This window comes from Nonomuraea sp. ATR24 (genome assembly GCF_041950485.1).
Taxonomy (GTDB): domain Bacteria; phylum Actinomycetota; class Actinomycetes; order Streptosporangiales; family Streptosporangiaceae; genus Nonomuraea; species Nonomuraea ceibae.
Window position 1 is genome coordinate 1 of sequence record NZ_JBGNUU010000038.1, and the last position, 12,972, is coordinate 12,972.

Consider the following 12,972-nt stretch of genomic DNA (forward strand, 5'->3'; position numbering starts at 1 on the left):
GGGTGGGGCTACCAGGACTTGAACCTGGGACCTCTTCCTTATCAGAGAAGTCAGCCAAACTCTCCTACCTGCGCGATCACTAAAGGCGCTGGTAGACGCCAATTCTGAAGAATTCTCACCTATTCTCAGCGATTTTCAGTGTCTCCCAATCAAGATCGCGTCTCCCATAAATCTCCCAAGGGAGATCGCGTACTCCGCCGGCGCCCGACATGCGTCTATCCCTCGTCCGTCCGTACGTCCCTGGAGCCCTCATGCGCCCCCAGCACCTCATCGCGGCCACGGCCGCCGCCCTCCTCGCCACGGCATGCAGCGCCGCCCCGGCGGCGCCGGTGGCCGCTGGCTCGCCGACGATCGCTTCGTCGACCGTTGCCCCGGCTCCGTCCCCCAGTGCTGCCTCCGCCGGCATCGACCCGGCGTGCTCCGACACGAACATCGACGACGTGCTCTACGGAGTCAACCGTGCCAGCGACGACGGCGCCTTCGACATCCCGCCCCGGGCCGAGCTCAAGCAGGACAAGGTCGAGTTCTGGCACTACCTGCTCCGCGAGATGGAAGCGGAGGCTGGGCCCAAGCTAGCGAAGGCCTCGGCCGACGCCCGGGGCATGATGGCCAAGTGGATGGCGGCTGAGCCCGGCAGCGAAGAACGCGATCTCTACCGAATGGGAATCGAGATCTCGTCCGGCACGCTGGCGCTCGTCTGCCGTCTGCACAAGAAGTATCCGTTCGCCAGCGACGGTGTCTGAGCGTCGGCGGAATACCTAGCAGGCCAGCTCCGTCACGGCACCGGCTCGTCCCACCTCGACACGCCATACACCAACTGGTAGCGGTCGACCGGAACAACGATGTCGGCCGTCTCGACAGGCCGCGTGTCGGCATAGTGCGTGCGCTCGACCAGGAGCACGATATCCCCGGGCGCCACGCCGAGCTGCCGCGCTTCTTCGCTGGTCGCCTGCCTGGCCGAGACGACCTCGGGTACGTGTGTCACCTCCACACCGATCTGCCGCATGCGCTCGACGACGCCCTTACCTCCGTGCGGGCCGTCCTCTGGAAACGCGATCACGGTGGATCGGGTGAGCTCCAGCGGCTCCCACGAGATCTCGATGAAGACCGGCTCGTCGTTCGCCTCCCGCAGGTACGTGGTCTGCATGAGGTCCGGCCGCTGCCCTTCAGGGAGCGGATCCAGGCCGAGGCGCTCCCGTACGGCTGCAGGGCCGGCGACCGTTCTGGACTCGTAGCCCACCGAGCCGATCACCCGGCCGTCTGCGTCCAGGCGCGGCAGGCCGCCCCGGCCGGCGTTGCTGTGCCACTGGCGAACGATGCGCTGGATCGCCGGACGTCTCCTCACATACGTGCCAGCGCCCGCCTTGGCCGTGGCCAGCCCTTCGGAGACCAGCGTGCGCAGGACCTTGCGCGCAACGCCGTTCGAGATCCCGTGCACCTTCATGAGGTCGGGGATGGACGGCAGTTGATCGCCTTCTTTCAACTGCCCGGCGCGGATCCGCCCCGCCAGCTCGTCAGCGATCGGACGGTATCGGCTGCTTTCAGAATCCACGCCGACAGCTTGACAGTTGGATATCTAGGTTTCAAGCTAGGGGGACCTGATAACAGCCTGGACATCCAGCCTTAGGCGGTCCCCCGATGTATCAGCAATCGCTGCCCGGCGCTCCGGCGTCGATCGAAAGCGCCCAGGCGTGGGTGCGAGCCATCACGCCCGGGCACCTTGCCCCCATCGCCGACCAGGCGTCGCGTACCGTCGCCGCGCTGACGGCGAACGCCGTGGCGACGATCACCTCGAACGGCGTCATCACCTTCACCGCCACACCCAGCAGGACGGGACTGCTCGTCACCCTCGCTTACCCCTGGGACCCCAGCCGGGCCGACACGACCCCATCCCTGATCGACGCATCCGACGTCGAGTCGGTCGTGATCCGGCGTTCCAAGGGCAGTTGGCAGGTCGATGCAGAGGTTGAGTTTCGCCTGCCGCAGCTGGTGGCTGCGTCATGACTGCGCAGGGAGAGCCCGGGCCCAGCGATGTCGCCGGCGATGTGGATCCGGGCCCTGTCGACCTGGCCGATCCGGGCGTCACCTGCAAGTGGTGCGATGCGGAGATCGTCCGTATCTCGCGCGGCGTCTGGCGAACGACGGATCATCCCATGTCCAAGGTCGACCGGGTCCGATGCGAGAAGTCGCCCGACCGCCGCCACCGTCCGCCGCTCGGGCGGCCGCTCTCGCACGAGGTGGCCGTCTGGGTAGTTCCGGGCCGTGGCGGCGTGTCGATGCCGGCCCCCGACCTGGGCTGGTGCTCCAGAGCGCTGCCCGCTCCCGGCGGGGCCGCGCACTCCTGAGCAGCTCGGCCGCCGCAGAGCAGTCCGGGCAGCGTCGGCCGAGCCTGAACGTCCGGCACCCCCTCCGCCGGACACGGCCCCGCCCCAACCCAACCACCGGACCCGGGGGGCGGGGCCGCCCATCCCCGATCGAGAGGACAGACCGTGTCGCCCTGGGACACCATGACCGCCACGGTGACCGCGCGCATCCTGGAGGCCAGCATGGTGCTGCGCCTGGAGATCCCTGACCGGGTCACGCTCACCGACGACCAGGCAGCCGCGTGCGAGGAGATCCGCTACTTCCTGGTCCGTGCGCTGGACGCCGTCATCCAGGCACGTATCCAGTCCGGGGGCGCGAGCATGGTCGTCGAGCAGGCCCGCGCCCAGCTGATCGGCATGATGCAGGAGGCACGCAGCATCATCGCGAGCTCCCCGATGCCGATCCCCAAGGCTCTCGCCGCCCGGATGCAGGAAGCCTCCGACCTGCTGGAGGTAGCCACAGACCTGCTCTCCGACCCCAGCTCTCCCACCCACTGGTGCGTCCGCTGCAAGGCCACCGATCAGCCGATGACGATCGTCGGCCGCGACCAGGCCGGCGCACGAATCTGGGCCTGCAACCCCTGCCTCATCTCCGTGCTGCAGGAGCCGCACGCCAGCGACTTCGACTGAGACTTCGGCCGCCGGCGCTGCGGCGGCCGAACCACACGGGGTGATCATGGAGAGGAGGGCTCTCCGTGGTCTCCCGAGGCGGGCGGGTGGCACCGCGGGGCCCCACATCCACCCAGCCCCGACGCCATCCGCCCGCCACCACCCCCTTCAACGACTCTGGAGTCCCCCATGTACGACGACGCTCTGCCGTTCACCGGAGCTGGCCTCACCATCGCCGGCGTCTCGCTGGGCTTACCGACGGTCCTGGCCGTCGCCGCCGGCCTGGTGCTCACCGCCATCTGGGTCTACCGGCTGGCCACCCGGAGTCGGCGCCGTGCACGGCAGTAGGTCCGGCCTGGGCAGGTGGCTCGTCGCCGGCATCGGCGCGGTGGCGGCGGCGGCCAGCTGGATCGCCTTCTACCGGCTGACGTTCGGCCAGGCCGACGTCGACCCCGCGCTGCTCGTCTACATGCTGACCACCGGCGTGCTCGTCGTCGTGCTCGTGATCACGGCGGTGCCGCGGCGCTTCACGCACCTGCCGATCGCGTCCGGCCGCGTGGTCGCGATCGTGCCCTCGTACAACGAGGACCCCGCCGCCCTCCGCGCGACGATCGAGGCGCTACTGGCCGGCACCGTGGTGCCCGACGAGATCCGCGTCGTCGACGACGGCAGCGATCAACGGGTCGAGTGGTGGTCGCACCGGCGGATCCGCTGGCACTACCAGCGCAACGCGGGCAAAAGGGAAGCGCAGGCCCGCGTGCTCTACGAGCTCCGCCACCAGCGCGACCAGGGCGCACCGGCCGCCGACTTCATCCTCACCGTGGACTCCGACAGCGTGGTCGACCGGCGCGCCCTGCAGCACCTGCTGCGCGCGATGTCGGACCCGCGCGTCCAGGCCGCGACCGGACTGCCGCTCGTGCGCAACCGCGGCCGGTCGTGGCTGACCGCGCTGACCGACCTGGAGATGACCAGCGCATGCCTGACCCTGCGCGCGGCCCGCTCCCGGATGGGCGTCGTCGCGCCGTGCTCCGGCGCCCTGTCCCTCTACCGCGCCGACCTCGTGCTCGACAACCTCGACGACTACGTCACGTCGGGCACCGCTGGCGACGACCGCCGGCTCACCCACTACGCGCTGCAGCGCGGCCAGGCCGTCGCCGTCGACGAGGCCCTCGTGCACACCGACATGCCGCACACCCTGCGCGGCATGTACCGGCAGCGCGTCCGCTGGTATCGCTCCTACTGGCTGTACGCCCTCTGGGAGGTCGCCAACCTGCCGCGCCTGCCGATGCTGTGGCGCGCCTACGCGCTCGTCATGTCGGCGCTCACCCCGATCGCACTCGCGTGGATCACGATCGTCGCGCCCCTCGCCGGCCAGGGCCTGCAGTGGCACGGCCTGGTCTACTGGCTCGGCCTCACCTACTCGATCGGCCTGCGCTACGCGATCAGCCGGCCCGGCATGCCCGCCTGGCAGCGCGTCGCGGTGTGGCTGCTGCTCACCCCGCCCTGGATGCTCGTGCAGCTGCTGCTGATGCGGCCGGCGATGTGGCAGGCGCTCTTCCAGGCGCGCACCACCGCCTGGTCGACGCGCGGCCCGGCAGCCACCGCGACCCCCTCGGCCCCCGCGCCGTCGGCCGCCGCCGCCTGACGCGCCCCCTCACGAAACAGGGCCCTCCCCGGCACAGTCATGCCCTGGGAGAGCCCTGCCTGCCCGACCCCCCTTCCCCAGAGGATCGAACGTATGTCCGACTCTAGCGTGGCCACCGCCGACCAGGCGCGCGGGCTCTGGTGGTCCATCATCCTGATCACGGGTGCCGCCAGCTTGGGCCTGAACATCACGCACGCCGTCGTCTACGAAGGCTCGCACGGCGCGGCGATCACGCTGTCCACCACGGGCCGCGTGGTCCTGGCCGTGATAGCCAGCATCATGCCGGTCCTGATGGCCGCGCTCCTGTGCCACGCCTTCGTCGTGGACGCGCCCGGGCCCGTCCGCCTCGCGGTAGGAGTGATCTTCCTGCTGGGCATGGCCATGTCGCTGACCGCTCAGGTCGAGCTCCTCACGCCGATCATCGGAGGGGCGCGCGCGCTCGGCACAGCCGTCGTGATCGACGCGCCGGCGCTCATCTCACTGATCATGATCGAGCGCGGCAATCGCGCCCGTAAGGAAGCGCGGCGGCGCGCGGAAGCGCGCGCGCAAGCCAAGCGGCAAGCGGACGAGCAAGCGCGCCGCGAGCGCCTGGCGGCCGAGAGGCAAGCGGCCGAGCAAGCGGCAGCCGAGCGGCTGGCGCGCGCGCAGCAAGCGGCGGAGCAAGCGGCGGCCGAGCGGGCCGAGATCGAGCGGCAAGCGGCGGCCGAGCTCGCAGACGCCGAACGGCAAGCGGCCGCGCGCGCAGAGTCTGAGCACCTGACGGCGGCCGAGCTGGCCGAGGCCGAGCGCCTGGCGCTGGCGCGCGCCGACGCAGAACGCGCGGCGGCCCAGCAGACGGCGGAGGCCGAACGGGAGCGCGCGGAGCGGTTGAGGGCGGCGCAGCAGCTGGCGGCCGAGCAGCGCGCCGCCGAGCGCGAGCGGGCACAGCGCGAGGAGGCGGAGCGCGCGGCCGAGGCCAGGCGCTTGCAGGCCGAGCAGGCCGCGCGCGCGGAGGCCCAGCGCGCGCGCAGGGAGCGCGCCGAGCTGGCAGCGCGCGGCGACCTGTCCCCCGACCGCAAGCGGGAGATCATCCGAGCCGCGTGGGAGGCTAACCCCGGCATCACGGGAACGGACGCGGCCGCCGCGGTGGTGGCCGAGGGCGGCTCGATGTCGGACGCGCGGGCGCGCGCGGTGCTCGCCGACATCCGCCGGCAGGCATCCGCCGATCTTGCGAAGGTTCACCCACTGCGCTCGGGTGCTGCAGTCTGATCGCGGGGTATACGACTGTTCCCCTGACACGCACCCGTCCCCGTCGTAACGTCGAAGCATGGCCAAGGACGACGACGACGAGGAGCTGCCGCCCGTCTGCGGCACCTGCATGGGTGCTCAAGGCGAATGGATGGAGCTGAACGGCAAGAAGAACCAGGAGCGCAAGTGGGTGCCGTGCTCCACCTGCCGTGGGTCCGGCCGCGCGTGACCGACCCGATCACCTGCCCGGAGTGCGGAGGGCAGCGCGGCGAGCGGCTCGGCACGCTGTTCCTGGCCTGCCGGTTCTGCGGCGGCCGCGGGGTCGTCGGCGGCGCGCACGAGCCCGCCGAGCAGTCCGCCGAGCCACCGCCTGGCGGGCCGCCGCCGGCGTGGCAGCACCGGGTCTGGCAGGATCCGTGGATCGCCGCGGCGATCGGCTGCCGCTACTGCCTCGGCTCCCGGCAGGTCACGCACGTGGATGACGAGAAGGGCACGCTCGTCACCGTTCCCTGCAGCTGTGCCACCACGGAGCCATAGCCCAACGCGAAACGGCCCCCGCCCGGTCCCGAGGGACCGAGCGGGGGCTTTCGTGCGTGGCGGCGCCACTTGTCCTCGAACGAGCGAGGAGTCAGGCCTGCACGCTGGCCAGCTTGTGGGGCCCTGGCGCCCAGCCGTGGTACGGCGCCAGGGGTGGTGCCATCAGGTGGCGGGGGAACAGGGACCCGCTTACGGTTGCGGGGACCGGCCAGCACTGCGGCCACGGGCCGGGGCTGATCTACCCATCCCTGAACGTCCCCCCTGTGTGGGAGTCCTTCGGCGTACGCCTGATCCGGATCTTACACAGTGGTGCTGCAGGACGCTGCCGGCGCTGACACTGTGTCGGATCTACCGCTGCCCGATGGGCAGGTCGGGGCGGGGCTCGTGCTTGGCCACGTACCCGGACACGTACGTGACGAGGCCGGGCAGCAGCGGGATCGCGAGGGTCTCCAGCCAGTCGGGCAGGAACTCGATCAGGTCCAGGTTGCCGTTGACGGCCTGGAGCGGGGCCAGGATCGCGAGCAGGCCGAGGTAGGCGCCGACCGTGCTGGCCTTCACCTTGGCCTCGACCTTGGGCCGGCCGTACTCGATGGGCATGTTGTGCTGCATGGCTCCTCCTCCGAGGACACCGCCCTCATCTGAGGGCGAAGATTTGGAACCGCCGCAGGTAGCGGTGGCCGCCGCCTGCGGCGGGTGATGGGTGGCCCGTGCCGTCCGGGTCAGGTACAGGCGGGCCAAGTCGTCGACCACGTCAGGCGGTCCAGTAGTAGATGAGGCCGAGGCCGTGCCGGACACCGCCGCCGTACTGCTCGTTGGCGTCGCTGGTTCGCTGGATCTGGAAGTCGATCGGCAGCCCCGTACGGGCGCGTCCCAGCTCGGAGATCGCAGCGCACATCATCGACCACCGCGCATGCGTCCGCCCCGGCGTACGGAACTCGGGGAACATGGCGTCGAACTCGTCGTCGGGCAGCATGAGACGGACGTCCACGTCCCGCCACGTCTTGCCGCGTGCCGCCGACCCCACCAGGTAGGGAGTGTGGCCGAAGGCCTCCGTGAGCTGCCGTCCGAAGGCGTCAAGGTGCAGCAGGGCGGGCATGCCCACGCCAGCGGCGCTCATGAGACCCGCAGCAGCGCGGCCCAGGTGCGGTCGTCGACCCGGCCGGTCACCGGCAGGCCGGCGCTCTTCTGCAGGCGGCGCACGCCGGCGGCGTGGATCGGCGCGAACTCGGTGTCGGCGACGCCCACCAGGTCGACGGCCTCCACCATGTCGCGGGCCATGAGCAGGTAGTGCAGCGTCTTGACGTCCCAACGGATCGGGTCGCCCTCGCGGCGGCCGTCGCCGAGCGTCAGGGCGGGCAGCTTCTTCACGATCTCCTCCGTCGCAGTCAGCGCGGGCTTGGCAGGGGCGGGCGGCTTGGCCGGCGCCGGGTCGGAATAGTCGGGGTAGCCGTAGCCGGCGATGTTGCTCCGCCGTATCAGCCGCTGGACGCGGTTGCCCACGTTGCCGCCGATGGTGACGATCGAGCCGTCCTTGCGCACGGCCTCGACGATCTCGACGTGGTCCACCGCATCGCCGCCGGGGAAGTTGAAGTACACCAGCGCGCCCACCTTCGGCCGGGTGCCCCAGCGGCCGCGGTCCTTGAACCAGGCCACGGCGTACGGGGTGTAGGCCATGCGCGGGAACGCCGACTCTGGGATGCCGGCGCGGTCGGCGCACCAGCCGGTGAACATCTGGCACCACGGCGCGAGGTCGAAGCCGGGCGCGTGCTTGACACGCTGGTACCAGGTGCCGTACTTCGACGAGCCGTCGGCCCGCTCGCGGGTGCCGAGCTCGTGGCGGGCGATGGCCAGCAGCCGGTCACGCGTCCTGGTCATCGTCCACCTCGCTCTCGTACGTGACGGCGGGGTCCTGGGACACGTCCTGGTCCCCGTCGCCCGGGGTGGGCTCGGCGCCGCCCTGCGGGGCTGGCTGCATCGGCTCGGACATGAGGGGTCCTCCCTACTTGATGAGTGCGATGACGACGGTGGCGATCAGCGCCAGGATCGCGACGACCACGCTGACGATGCCGATGATCTGCCGTGACCGCTCAGCCAGCTGCGGCCGCGTCACCGCCTCGCGGTCGAGTGTGTCCAGCCGGGTCTCCAGCGCGGCGTAGCGCGCTTCGCTGGCCGAGCTGATCTCGCTGATGCGCGCGGCGAGCTCGTCGACGCGCCGCTCGGCGTGGTCGGCCCGCTGCACGAGCAGCGCGAGCTGGCCCTTGATGTCGGCGATGCCGACGGCCGTGATCTCGCTGAGCTTGGCGAGTGCCAGGTGGAGATCCGCAGGCGTATGGTCGGTCACGCGCACCTCCCTGGTGTACGGTCGCCGGGAAGTGGTGGCCGCCCGCGCATCCCTAGGGGCGCATCCTCAGACCCCGCCCGGGCGGCCACCGGCTCAGGTGAGGGCGTTGTACAGCGCCGTGTACGACGCCTGCAGCGACTCCAGCGTGTTGATGATCGTCTGGATGTGGGCCTGGTCATAGGTGGCGGGCGGGTTGAACAGCGACCAGGTCACCGCCGGGATGCCGGACAGGCCGCCCACCGCGCCCTCACCGGACGGGCCCCGCCAGCGGACGGTGCCCGCGAAGTCGGCGTACAGGTAGGCGCCGTTGTCCGGGGCGGCCGGGGTGGTCGTGGCCGGCAGCAGGAACGCCCCGGACGCCTGGCCGACGGTCAAGCCCGGCCCGCCACGCTGGCCCGCCTCCAGCTTCTGCACCCGCCTGATCAGGTCCTGCAGCATGTGCTCCAGACCGGAGCCGTACACGTCTGCCACAGCTACACCCCCACGCTTTCGAGCACGAGCGTTGCCTCTTCCTTGCCGCGGCCCTTCTGCGGCGGCCGGATGCTGATGCCGATGATGCGTTCGCCGATGTCGAGGCCCGCGCCGCCGTCCTCGTGCTCGTACCACACGTTCGACATCACCTGGCGGGCCATGTCGCCGAGGCTGTTCATGGACAGTGACGGGCTTTTGCCGAGGAACACGGTCAGGGTGCGCACCCACAGGGCGCCGCCGGAGCGGGCCGCCCAGTAGGCGGCGTATGCGTCGAGCGTGCCCGCGTCGGTGGACTGGTGCGGGTGGTCCACCAAGGCGTCGATGCGCGGCCAGCCGGCCGCCCGGTGCGGGGTGGTGACCATCGCCGAGTAGACGGGGGTGCGGGTCTCGGTGGCGTCGGTTTCGGGGGTGCCGCCGCGCACCTCGAAGTCGGTGCCGCCCTGGAGGGCGTCGATGTCGAGGGACCATTCGGCGGTCTCGCCGCCGTTGGGCGACTGCGAGAACAGGTGCACCGTGTCGGAGCCGAGCTTGGGGTAGGCCCACGTCCACGTGGATTGGACGCCGGCGCCGCCGATCGTCTCGGTCAGCGTGTATTCGAAGCCGCCGTCGGTGCGGGCGTATTCGGCGGCGGCTCGACCGTAGCTGGTGCCGTTGTCCTTGGTCGCGGTCAGCGGCCGGTCCACGCCGGAGGCGCCCGGCTGGAACAGGATGCCGGAGAACGCGCCCGGCCGGGACTGGGCGTGCTGGAGCAGGCCGCGCACGTTGATGACCTGGTCGCCGGCGAGTTCGAGGGTGTCGCGGACGCGGACGCTGTACCAGTAGGCGTCCAGCGTGGACCCCCGCAGTTCGACGCTGATCTTGCCGTCGCGTCCGCAGGTGAGGCGGGCGCCGGTCAGCCAGTAGCGGCCCCACAGCTCGCCGTCGCGCCATATGCGGATCTCGACCCGGCCCGGCCCCGTCGTCAGGTCGGATTTGAGGCGGGGGATGACGCGGCGCACCGCGGCGGCGACGCGCCGATTCGGGATCGGCAGCCTGCCGGAGAAGCGGCCCGGCTCCAGAATCCGCTTGTCGTAGGTGACGTCGTCGGGGTAGATGTCGTCGATGTAGGTGCCGGTCATAAAGTCGTGGGCGGTGTACCGGTAGAGCGCGATCCCCTTACCCTGCGTGAAGCTCGGGGTGGGGGGCGGCGGCGGCACATAGTCGCCGGGGGTGACGACGAGCGTCCACGCCTGCCAGTCGAAGACGTGGCTGCTGCTGGTCATGTTGAGGACGGGCAGGTCGGCGTCCGTCAGGCTGGTGCGGGCGCCGATGTACATGGACAGGTCGCCGAGCAGGTCCTGGCCCTCGACCGGGAACAGTCCGTCGTCCCAGACGAGGTCGATCGCGCTGTCACGGCCGAGCGCGACCCGCACTTCGACGCCGCCGGCCACGCCGGGGCTCGCGTCGGGGCACGGAACCTCGTCCGGCGTGACCTCGCCCGCGTCGGTGGCGAGCAGCAGTTGGGAGAGGGTGGCGCCGCGCAGGTGCAGGACGCCGACGAGCGCGGCCTGGCTGCCGTCGTAGTCGATCGCGTACGTGGTCGGGTTGTCCGGGCCGGCCTGGGTGGCGAAGACCGTGGTGTTGATCTGGTTGAACGGGGCGCTGCTGGCGCCGACCTGCGTCCACGGGTTGCCGCCGCTGATTTGCAGGTCGGTGAGGGCGGCGGTGGAGGTGACGAACGCGATCAGGGTGTCGCCGGCGGCGACGCCGGGCGGGGCCGGGAACTGGTCGTGGCCAGGGGTGACAGCGTGGAAGCGGACGCGGCGCGGGCTCGCCGACATGGCCACCTCCCTTCAGGTTGGTGGCCGGTGACCTGTCGTCGAGTGGCCGGGCGTCTAACTGAGGGCGTGCCGCCAGAGCGCTTCCATGACCGTCCCGCCCGCCTCGGCCGTGAAGTAGAGCCGGTTGCTTCCGGCGCCGAGAACGAAGTCCTTCACGCTGGTGGAGCCGTCGATGAGGGTGGACAGCTTGTTGGCGTCGCCGATGGTGACGTTGCCGTTCTTCACGTCGATGACCAGCGTCTCCCCGGCGGCCACGGTCAGGTTGAAGCCGATCACGCGGTCGGTGGTCAGGTTCTCGATCTGCGGTGTGGTGACGGGGCCGGGGATACGGAACTCGGCCGGCGAGCTGTCGTTGCCGTCGTTGAGAATCGCCGTCTCGACGTTGATCGGGATCGTCGCCGAATGCCGGATCACCGAGTACAGGCGCGGATCGGAGGCGGTCCATTGGAGGGCGCCGCGCATCAGGCCGAGCCGGGCCTGACGGTTGACGGGGCCGGGCTGCCGGTTGGTGAGATGGGCCTGGACGAGGTAGGGCTGGTCGTCGTCGAAGTCCCAGATGACCAGGTAGCCCTCCTCTTCCGACTGGGGGACGCCGGTCGCCATGATCAGGTCGCGGACGAGCTGGCCGACTTGGTCGCGCGGCGCCTTCAACAGGGTGGCCCAGTTGATGATGCGTTCCCCGGCGTACGGCTGGCCCGGGTAGGAGCCGTGCCCGAGCGGCTGGTCGACGTTCCCGGAGATGATCGGCGGGCTGTCGCGCCACCCTTGCAGCTCCTGCCACGAGTACGGGGTGCCGGAACCGAGCAGGGTGCCGCGCCATTCGACCTGTCCCGGCCGGGTGATCTGGTCTCCAGGCAGCACCGGCACGGTGACGGCCGGGGCGGGCATGGCGGTGTCGACGGCGACCGTGGGCAGGGTGACGCTGACGCTCGCCGACACCGACGGCGGCGGCATGGCCACGGTCGCGGCGACGGCGGCCAGGGTGCGGGCCGCCGCCACGCTGGCGGCCGGGGCCGGGAGGGCGACGACGACCGTGACCGTGGGCGGGACTACCGTCTCGGTCTCCTCGGTGGTGACCGTCGGCGGCGGCAGCGCCGCAGCGACGGCGATGGTGGACGGGTGCGCGTGCACCCCCGCCGACACGGCCGGGCCCGGGACCGTCGCCGCCGCGGTGACGGTGGCAGGGGTGCGTGAGGCTGACGCGGTGGCGGCCGGGGCCGGGACCGCCGCGGCGACCGCGACGGTTTCGGCGGTGACTTCGGCGCCGAGGCTGGTGGGCAGGATCTCCAGCGCCGCCCACGCCCAGTCCGCCCCCCCGGTGCCGGGCGCGTCGGCGGAGAACGTCACATTGGTGCCGGCGGTGGGCGTGTTGGTCGCCTTGCGGATGGCGATGCCGGACGTGCCGAAGCTGGTGATATTCCACGGGAATCCGGTGTCGCCGTCCTGGACGGTCGGGTTGCCGAGCCCGTTGCCGTCGATCGCGCCGAAGAACCCTCGGCTGCCGTCGTCGGAGCTGACGTAGCCGGTGACGTTGATCGGGTTGGTGGTGGCGGTGCCGGTGTTTGTCTGGCCGATGTAGGCGGTCGGGTGCTGGCCGGTGGCGGCGTCGACCTTGATGGCCATCGTCTCCCACTCGCCGCTCGCGTTGGCGGTGACGGTCATGCTGCCGGAGCCGGTGACGGGGGCGGTCCAGATTTCGACCCGCTGGACGATGTTGTCGACGATCTGGGCCCGCCGCGTCCACGTGAGGCCACCGCCGGAGACGGTGAACGCGGTGTCGGACAGTCCCATCACGGTGGCGACGAGTACCGCCCCGGCTGGGCGGGTGAACGATGCGGTGGTGACGGTGTCGGACTGCTGGGTTGCGAGCGCCGGGCTGCTGGCGTCGATGTCGATGGCCACCGCCCACCCCCTTCAGAACGCGGTACGGGAACAGGCAGGGACGGGGGGCGCGCGGCG

The 12,972-nt window shown here is 71.1% G+C and carries 18 protein-coding genes and 1 tRNA gene; 9 read left to right on the forward strand and 10 right to left on the reverse strand.

The features are described from left to right. Positions 1 to 3: 3 nt before the first annotated feature. A tRNA-OTHER gene (locus ACBI99_RS44590) sits at positions 4 to 68 on the reverse strand. Positions 69 to 251: 183 nt separating this feature from the next. Here ACBI99_RS44590 and ACBI99_RS44595 point away from each other — a divergent pair. Next, positions 252 to 743 (forward strand): hypothetical protein, encoded by a 492-nt coding sequence (locus ACBI99_RS44595; protein ID WP_375075275.1) that lies wholly within the window; start codon positions 252 to 254, stop codon positions 741 to 743. 32 nt (positions 744 to 775) lie between these two features. On the opposite strand, the gene ACBI99_RS44600 is transcribed toward ACBI99_RS44595, so the two are convergent. Further along, positions 776 to 1,552 (reverse strand): GntR family transcriptional regulator, encoded by a 777-nt coding sequence (locus ACBI99_RS44600; protein WP_375075276.1) that lies wholly within the window; start codon positions 1,550 to 1,552, stop codon positions 776 to 778. Between the two features lie 86 nt (positions 1,553 to 1,638). On the opposite strand from ACBI99_RS44600, the gene ACBI99_RS44605 reads away from it, so the two are divergent. The 8 genes from ACBI99_RS44605 to ACBI99_RS44640 all read left to right on the forward strand — a co-directional run bounded on the left by ACBI99_RS44605 (position 1,639) and on the right by ACBI99_RS44640 (position 6,381). Continuing rightward, positions 1,639 to 2,004: a hypothetical protein gene (locus ACBI99_RS44605; RefSeq protein WP_375075277.1), complete on the forward strand. Its 366-nt coding sequence runs from the start codon at positions 1,639 to 1,641 to the stop codon at positions 2,002 to 2,004. Positions 2,005 to 2,153: 149 nt separating this feature from the next. Beyond that, a complete protein-coding gene (locus ACBI99_RS44610; RefSeq protein WP_375075278.1) occupies positions 2,154 to 2,345 on the forward strand; it encodes a hypothetical protein in 192 nt (63 codons plus the stop codon). Positions 2,346 to 2,489: 144 nt separating this feature from the next. Continuing rightward, entirely contained in the window at positions 2,490 to 2,993 is a 504-nt protein-coding gene (locus tag ACBI99_RS44615) for a hypothetical protein (protein WP_375075279.1), read from the forward strand. Between the two features lie 168 nt (positions 2,994 to 3,161). Further along, on the forward strand, positions 3,162 to 3,320 hold the full coding sequence (locus ACBI99_RS44620; RefSeq protein WP_375075280.1) for a hypothetical protein: 159 nt from the start codon (positions 3,162 to 3,164) through the stop codon (positions 3,318 to 3,320). Further along, positions 3,307 to 4,617, forward strand: coding sequence for a glycosyltransferase (locus ACBI99_RS44625; RefSeq protein ID WP_375075281.1), 1,311 nt, complete (start codon positions 3,307 to 3,309; stop codon positions 4,615 to 4,617). Before ACBI99_RS44620 ends, ACBI99_RS44625 begins: the two co-directional genes overlap by 14 nt. Before the next feature lie 93 nt (positions 4,618 to 4,710). Next, the gene (locus ACBI99_RS44630) at positions 4,711 to 5,865 is read left to right on the forward strand and encodes a hypothetical protein (protein WP_375075282.1); all 1,155 of its coding nucleotides are present in this window, start codon (positions 4,711 to 4,713) and stop codon (positions 5,863 to 5,865) included. Between the two features lie 58 nt (positions 5,866 to 5,923). Further along, positions 5,924 to 6,073 carry a hypothetical protein gene (locus tag ACBI99_RS44635; protein ID WP_375075283.1) on the forward strand — a complete coding sequence of 50 codons (150 nt, stop codon included), beginning with the start codon at positions 5,924 to 5,926 and terminating at the stop codon, positions 6,071 to 6,073. After that, positions 6,031 to 6,381 carry a hypothetical protein gene (locus ACBI99_RS44640; protein WP_375075284.1) on the forward strand — a complete coding sequence of 117 codons (351 nt, stop codon included), beginning with the start codon at positions 6,031 to 6,033 and terminating at the stop codon, positions 6,379 to 6,381. The genes ACBI99_RS44635 and ACBI99_RS44640 overlap by 43 nt, the downstream gene beginning before the upstream one ends. Positions 6,382 to 6,729: 348 nt before the next feature. Here ACBI99_RS44640 and ACBI99_RS44645 read toward each other — a convergent pair whose 3' ends face one another. From ACBI99_RS44645 to ACBI99_RS44680, 8 genes are all read right to left on the reverse strand, one after another. Beyond that, positions 6,730 to 6,990 carry a hypothetical protein gene (locus ACBI99_RS44645; protein WP_375075285.1) on the reverse strand — a complete coding sequence of 87 codons (261 nt, stop codon included), beginning with the start codon at positions 6,988 to 6,990 and terminating at the stop codon, positions 6,730 to 6,732. A 142-nt stretch (positions 6,991 to 7,132) separates the two neighbouring features. After that, the gene (locus ACBI99_RS44650) at positions 7,133 to 7,498 is read right to left on the reverse strand and encodes a hypothetical protein (protein ID WP_375075286.1); all 366 of its coding nucleotides are present in this window, start codon (positions 7,496 to 7,498) and stop codon (positions 7,133 to 7,135) included. Next, the gene (locus ACBI99_RS44655) at positions 7,495 to 8,256 is read right to left on the reverse strand and encodes a CHAP domain-containing protein (RefSeq protein WP_375075287.1); all 762 of its coding nucleotides are present in this window, start codon (positions 8,254 to 8,256) and stop codon (positions 7,495 to 7,497) included. Before ACBI99_RS44655 ends, ACBI99_RS44650 begins: the two co-directional genes overlap by 4 nt. Beyond that, on the reverse strand, positions 8,240 to 8,368 hold the full coding sequence (locus ACBI99_RS44660) for a hypothetical protein (RefSeq protein WP_375075288.1): 129 nt from the start codon (positions 8,366 to 8,368) through the stop codon (positions 8,240 to 8,242). Before ACBI99_RS44660 ends, ACBI99_RS44655 begins: the two co-directional genes overlap by 17 nt. Positions 8,369 to 8,380: 12 nt before the next feature. Further along, positions 8,381 to 8,722, reverse strand: a complete 342-nt coding sequence (locus tag ACBI99_RS44665) for a hypothetical protein (RefSeq protein ID WP_375075289.1) — start codon at positions 8,720 to 8,722, stop codon at positions 8,381 to 8,383. Between the two features lie 93 nt (positions 8,723 to 8,815). Next, positions 8,816 to 9,193, reverse strand: a complete 378-nt coding sequence (locus ACBI99_RS44670; RefSeq protein WP_375075290.1) for a hypothetical protein — start codon at positions 9,191 to 9,193, stop codon at positions 8,816 to 8,818. A gap of 2 nt (positions 9,194 to 9,195) precedes the next feature. Next, the gene (locus ACBI99_RS44675; RefSeq protein WP_375075291.1) at positions 9,196 to 11,013 is read right to left on the reverse strand and encodes a hypothetical protein; all 1,818 of its coding nucleotides are present in this window, start codon (positions 11,011 to 11,013) and stop codon (positions 9,196 to 9,198) included. Between the two features lie 54 nt (positions 11,014 to 11,067). Then, a complete protein-coding gene (locus ACBI99_RS44680; protein ID WP_375075292.1) occupies positions 11,068 to 12,915 on the reverse strand; it encodes a hypothetical protein in 1,848 nt (615 codons plus the stop codon). Between the last annotated feature and the right edge of the window lie 57 nt (positions 12,916 to 12,972).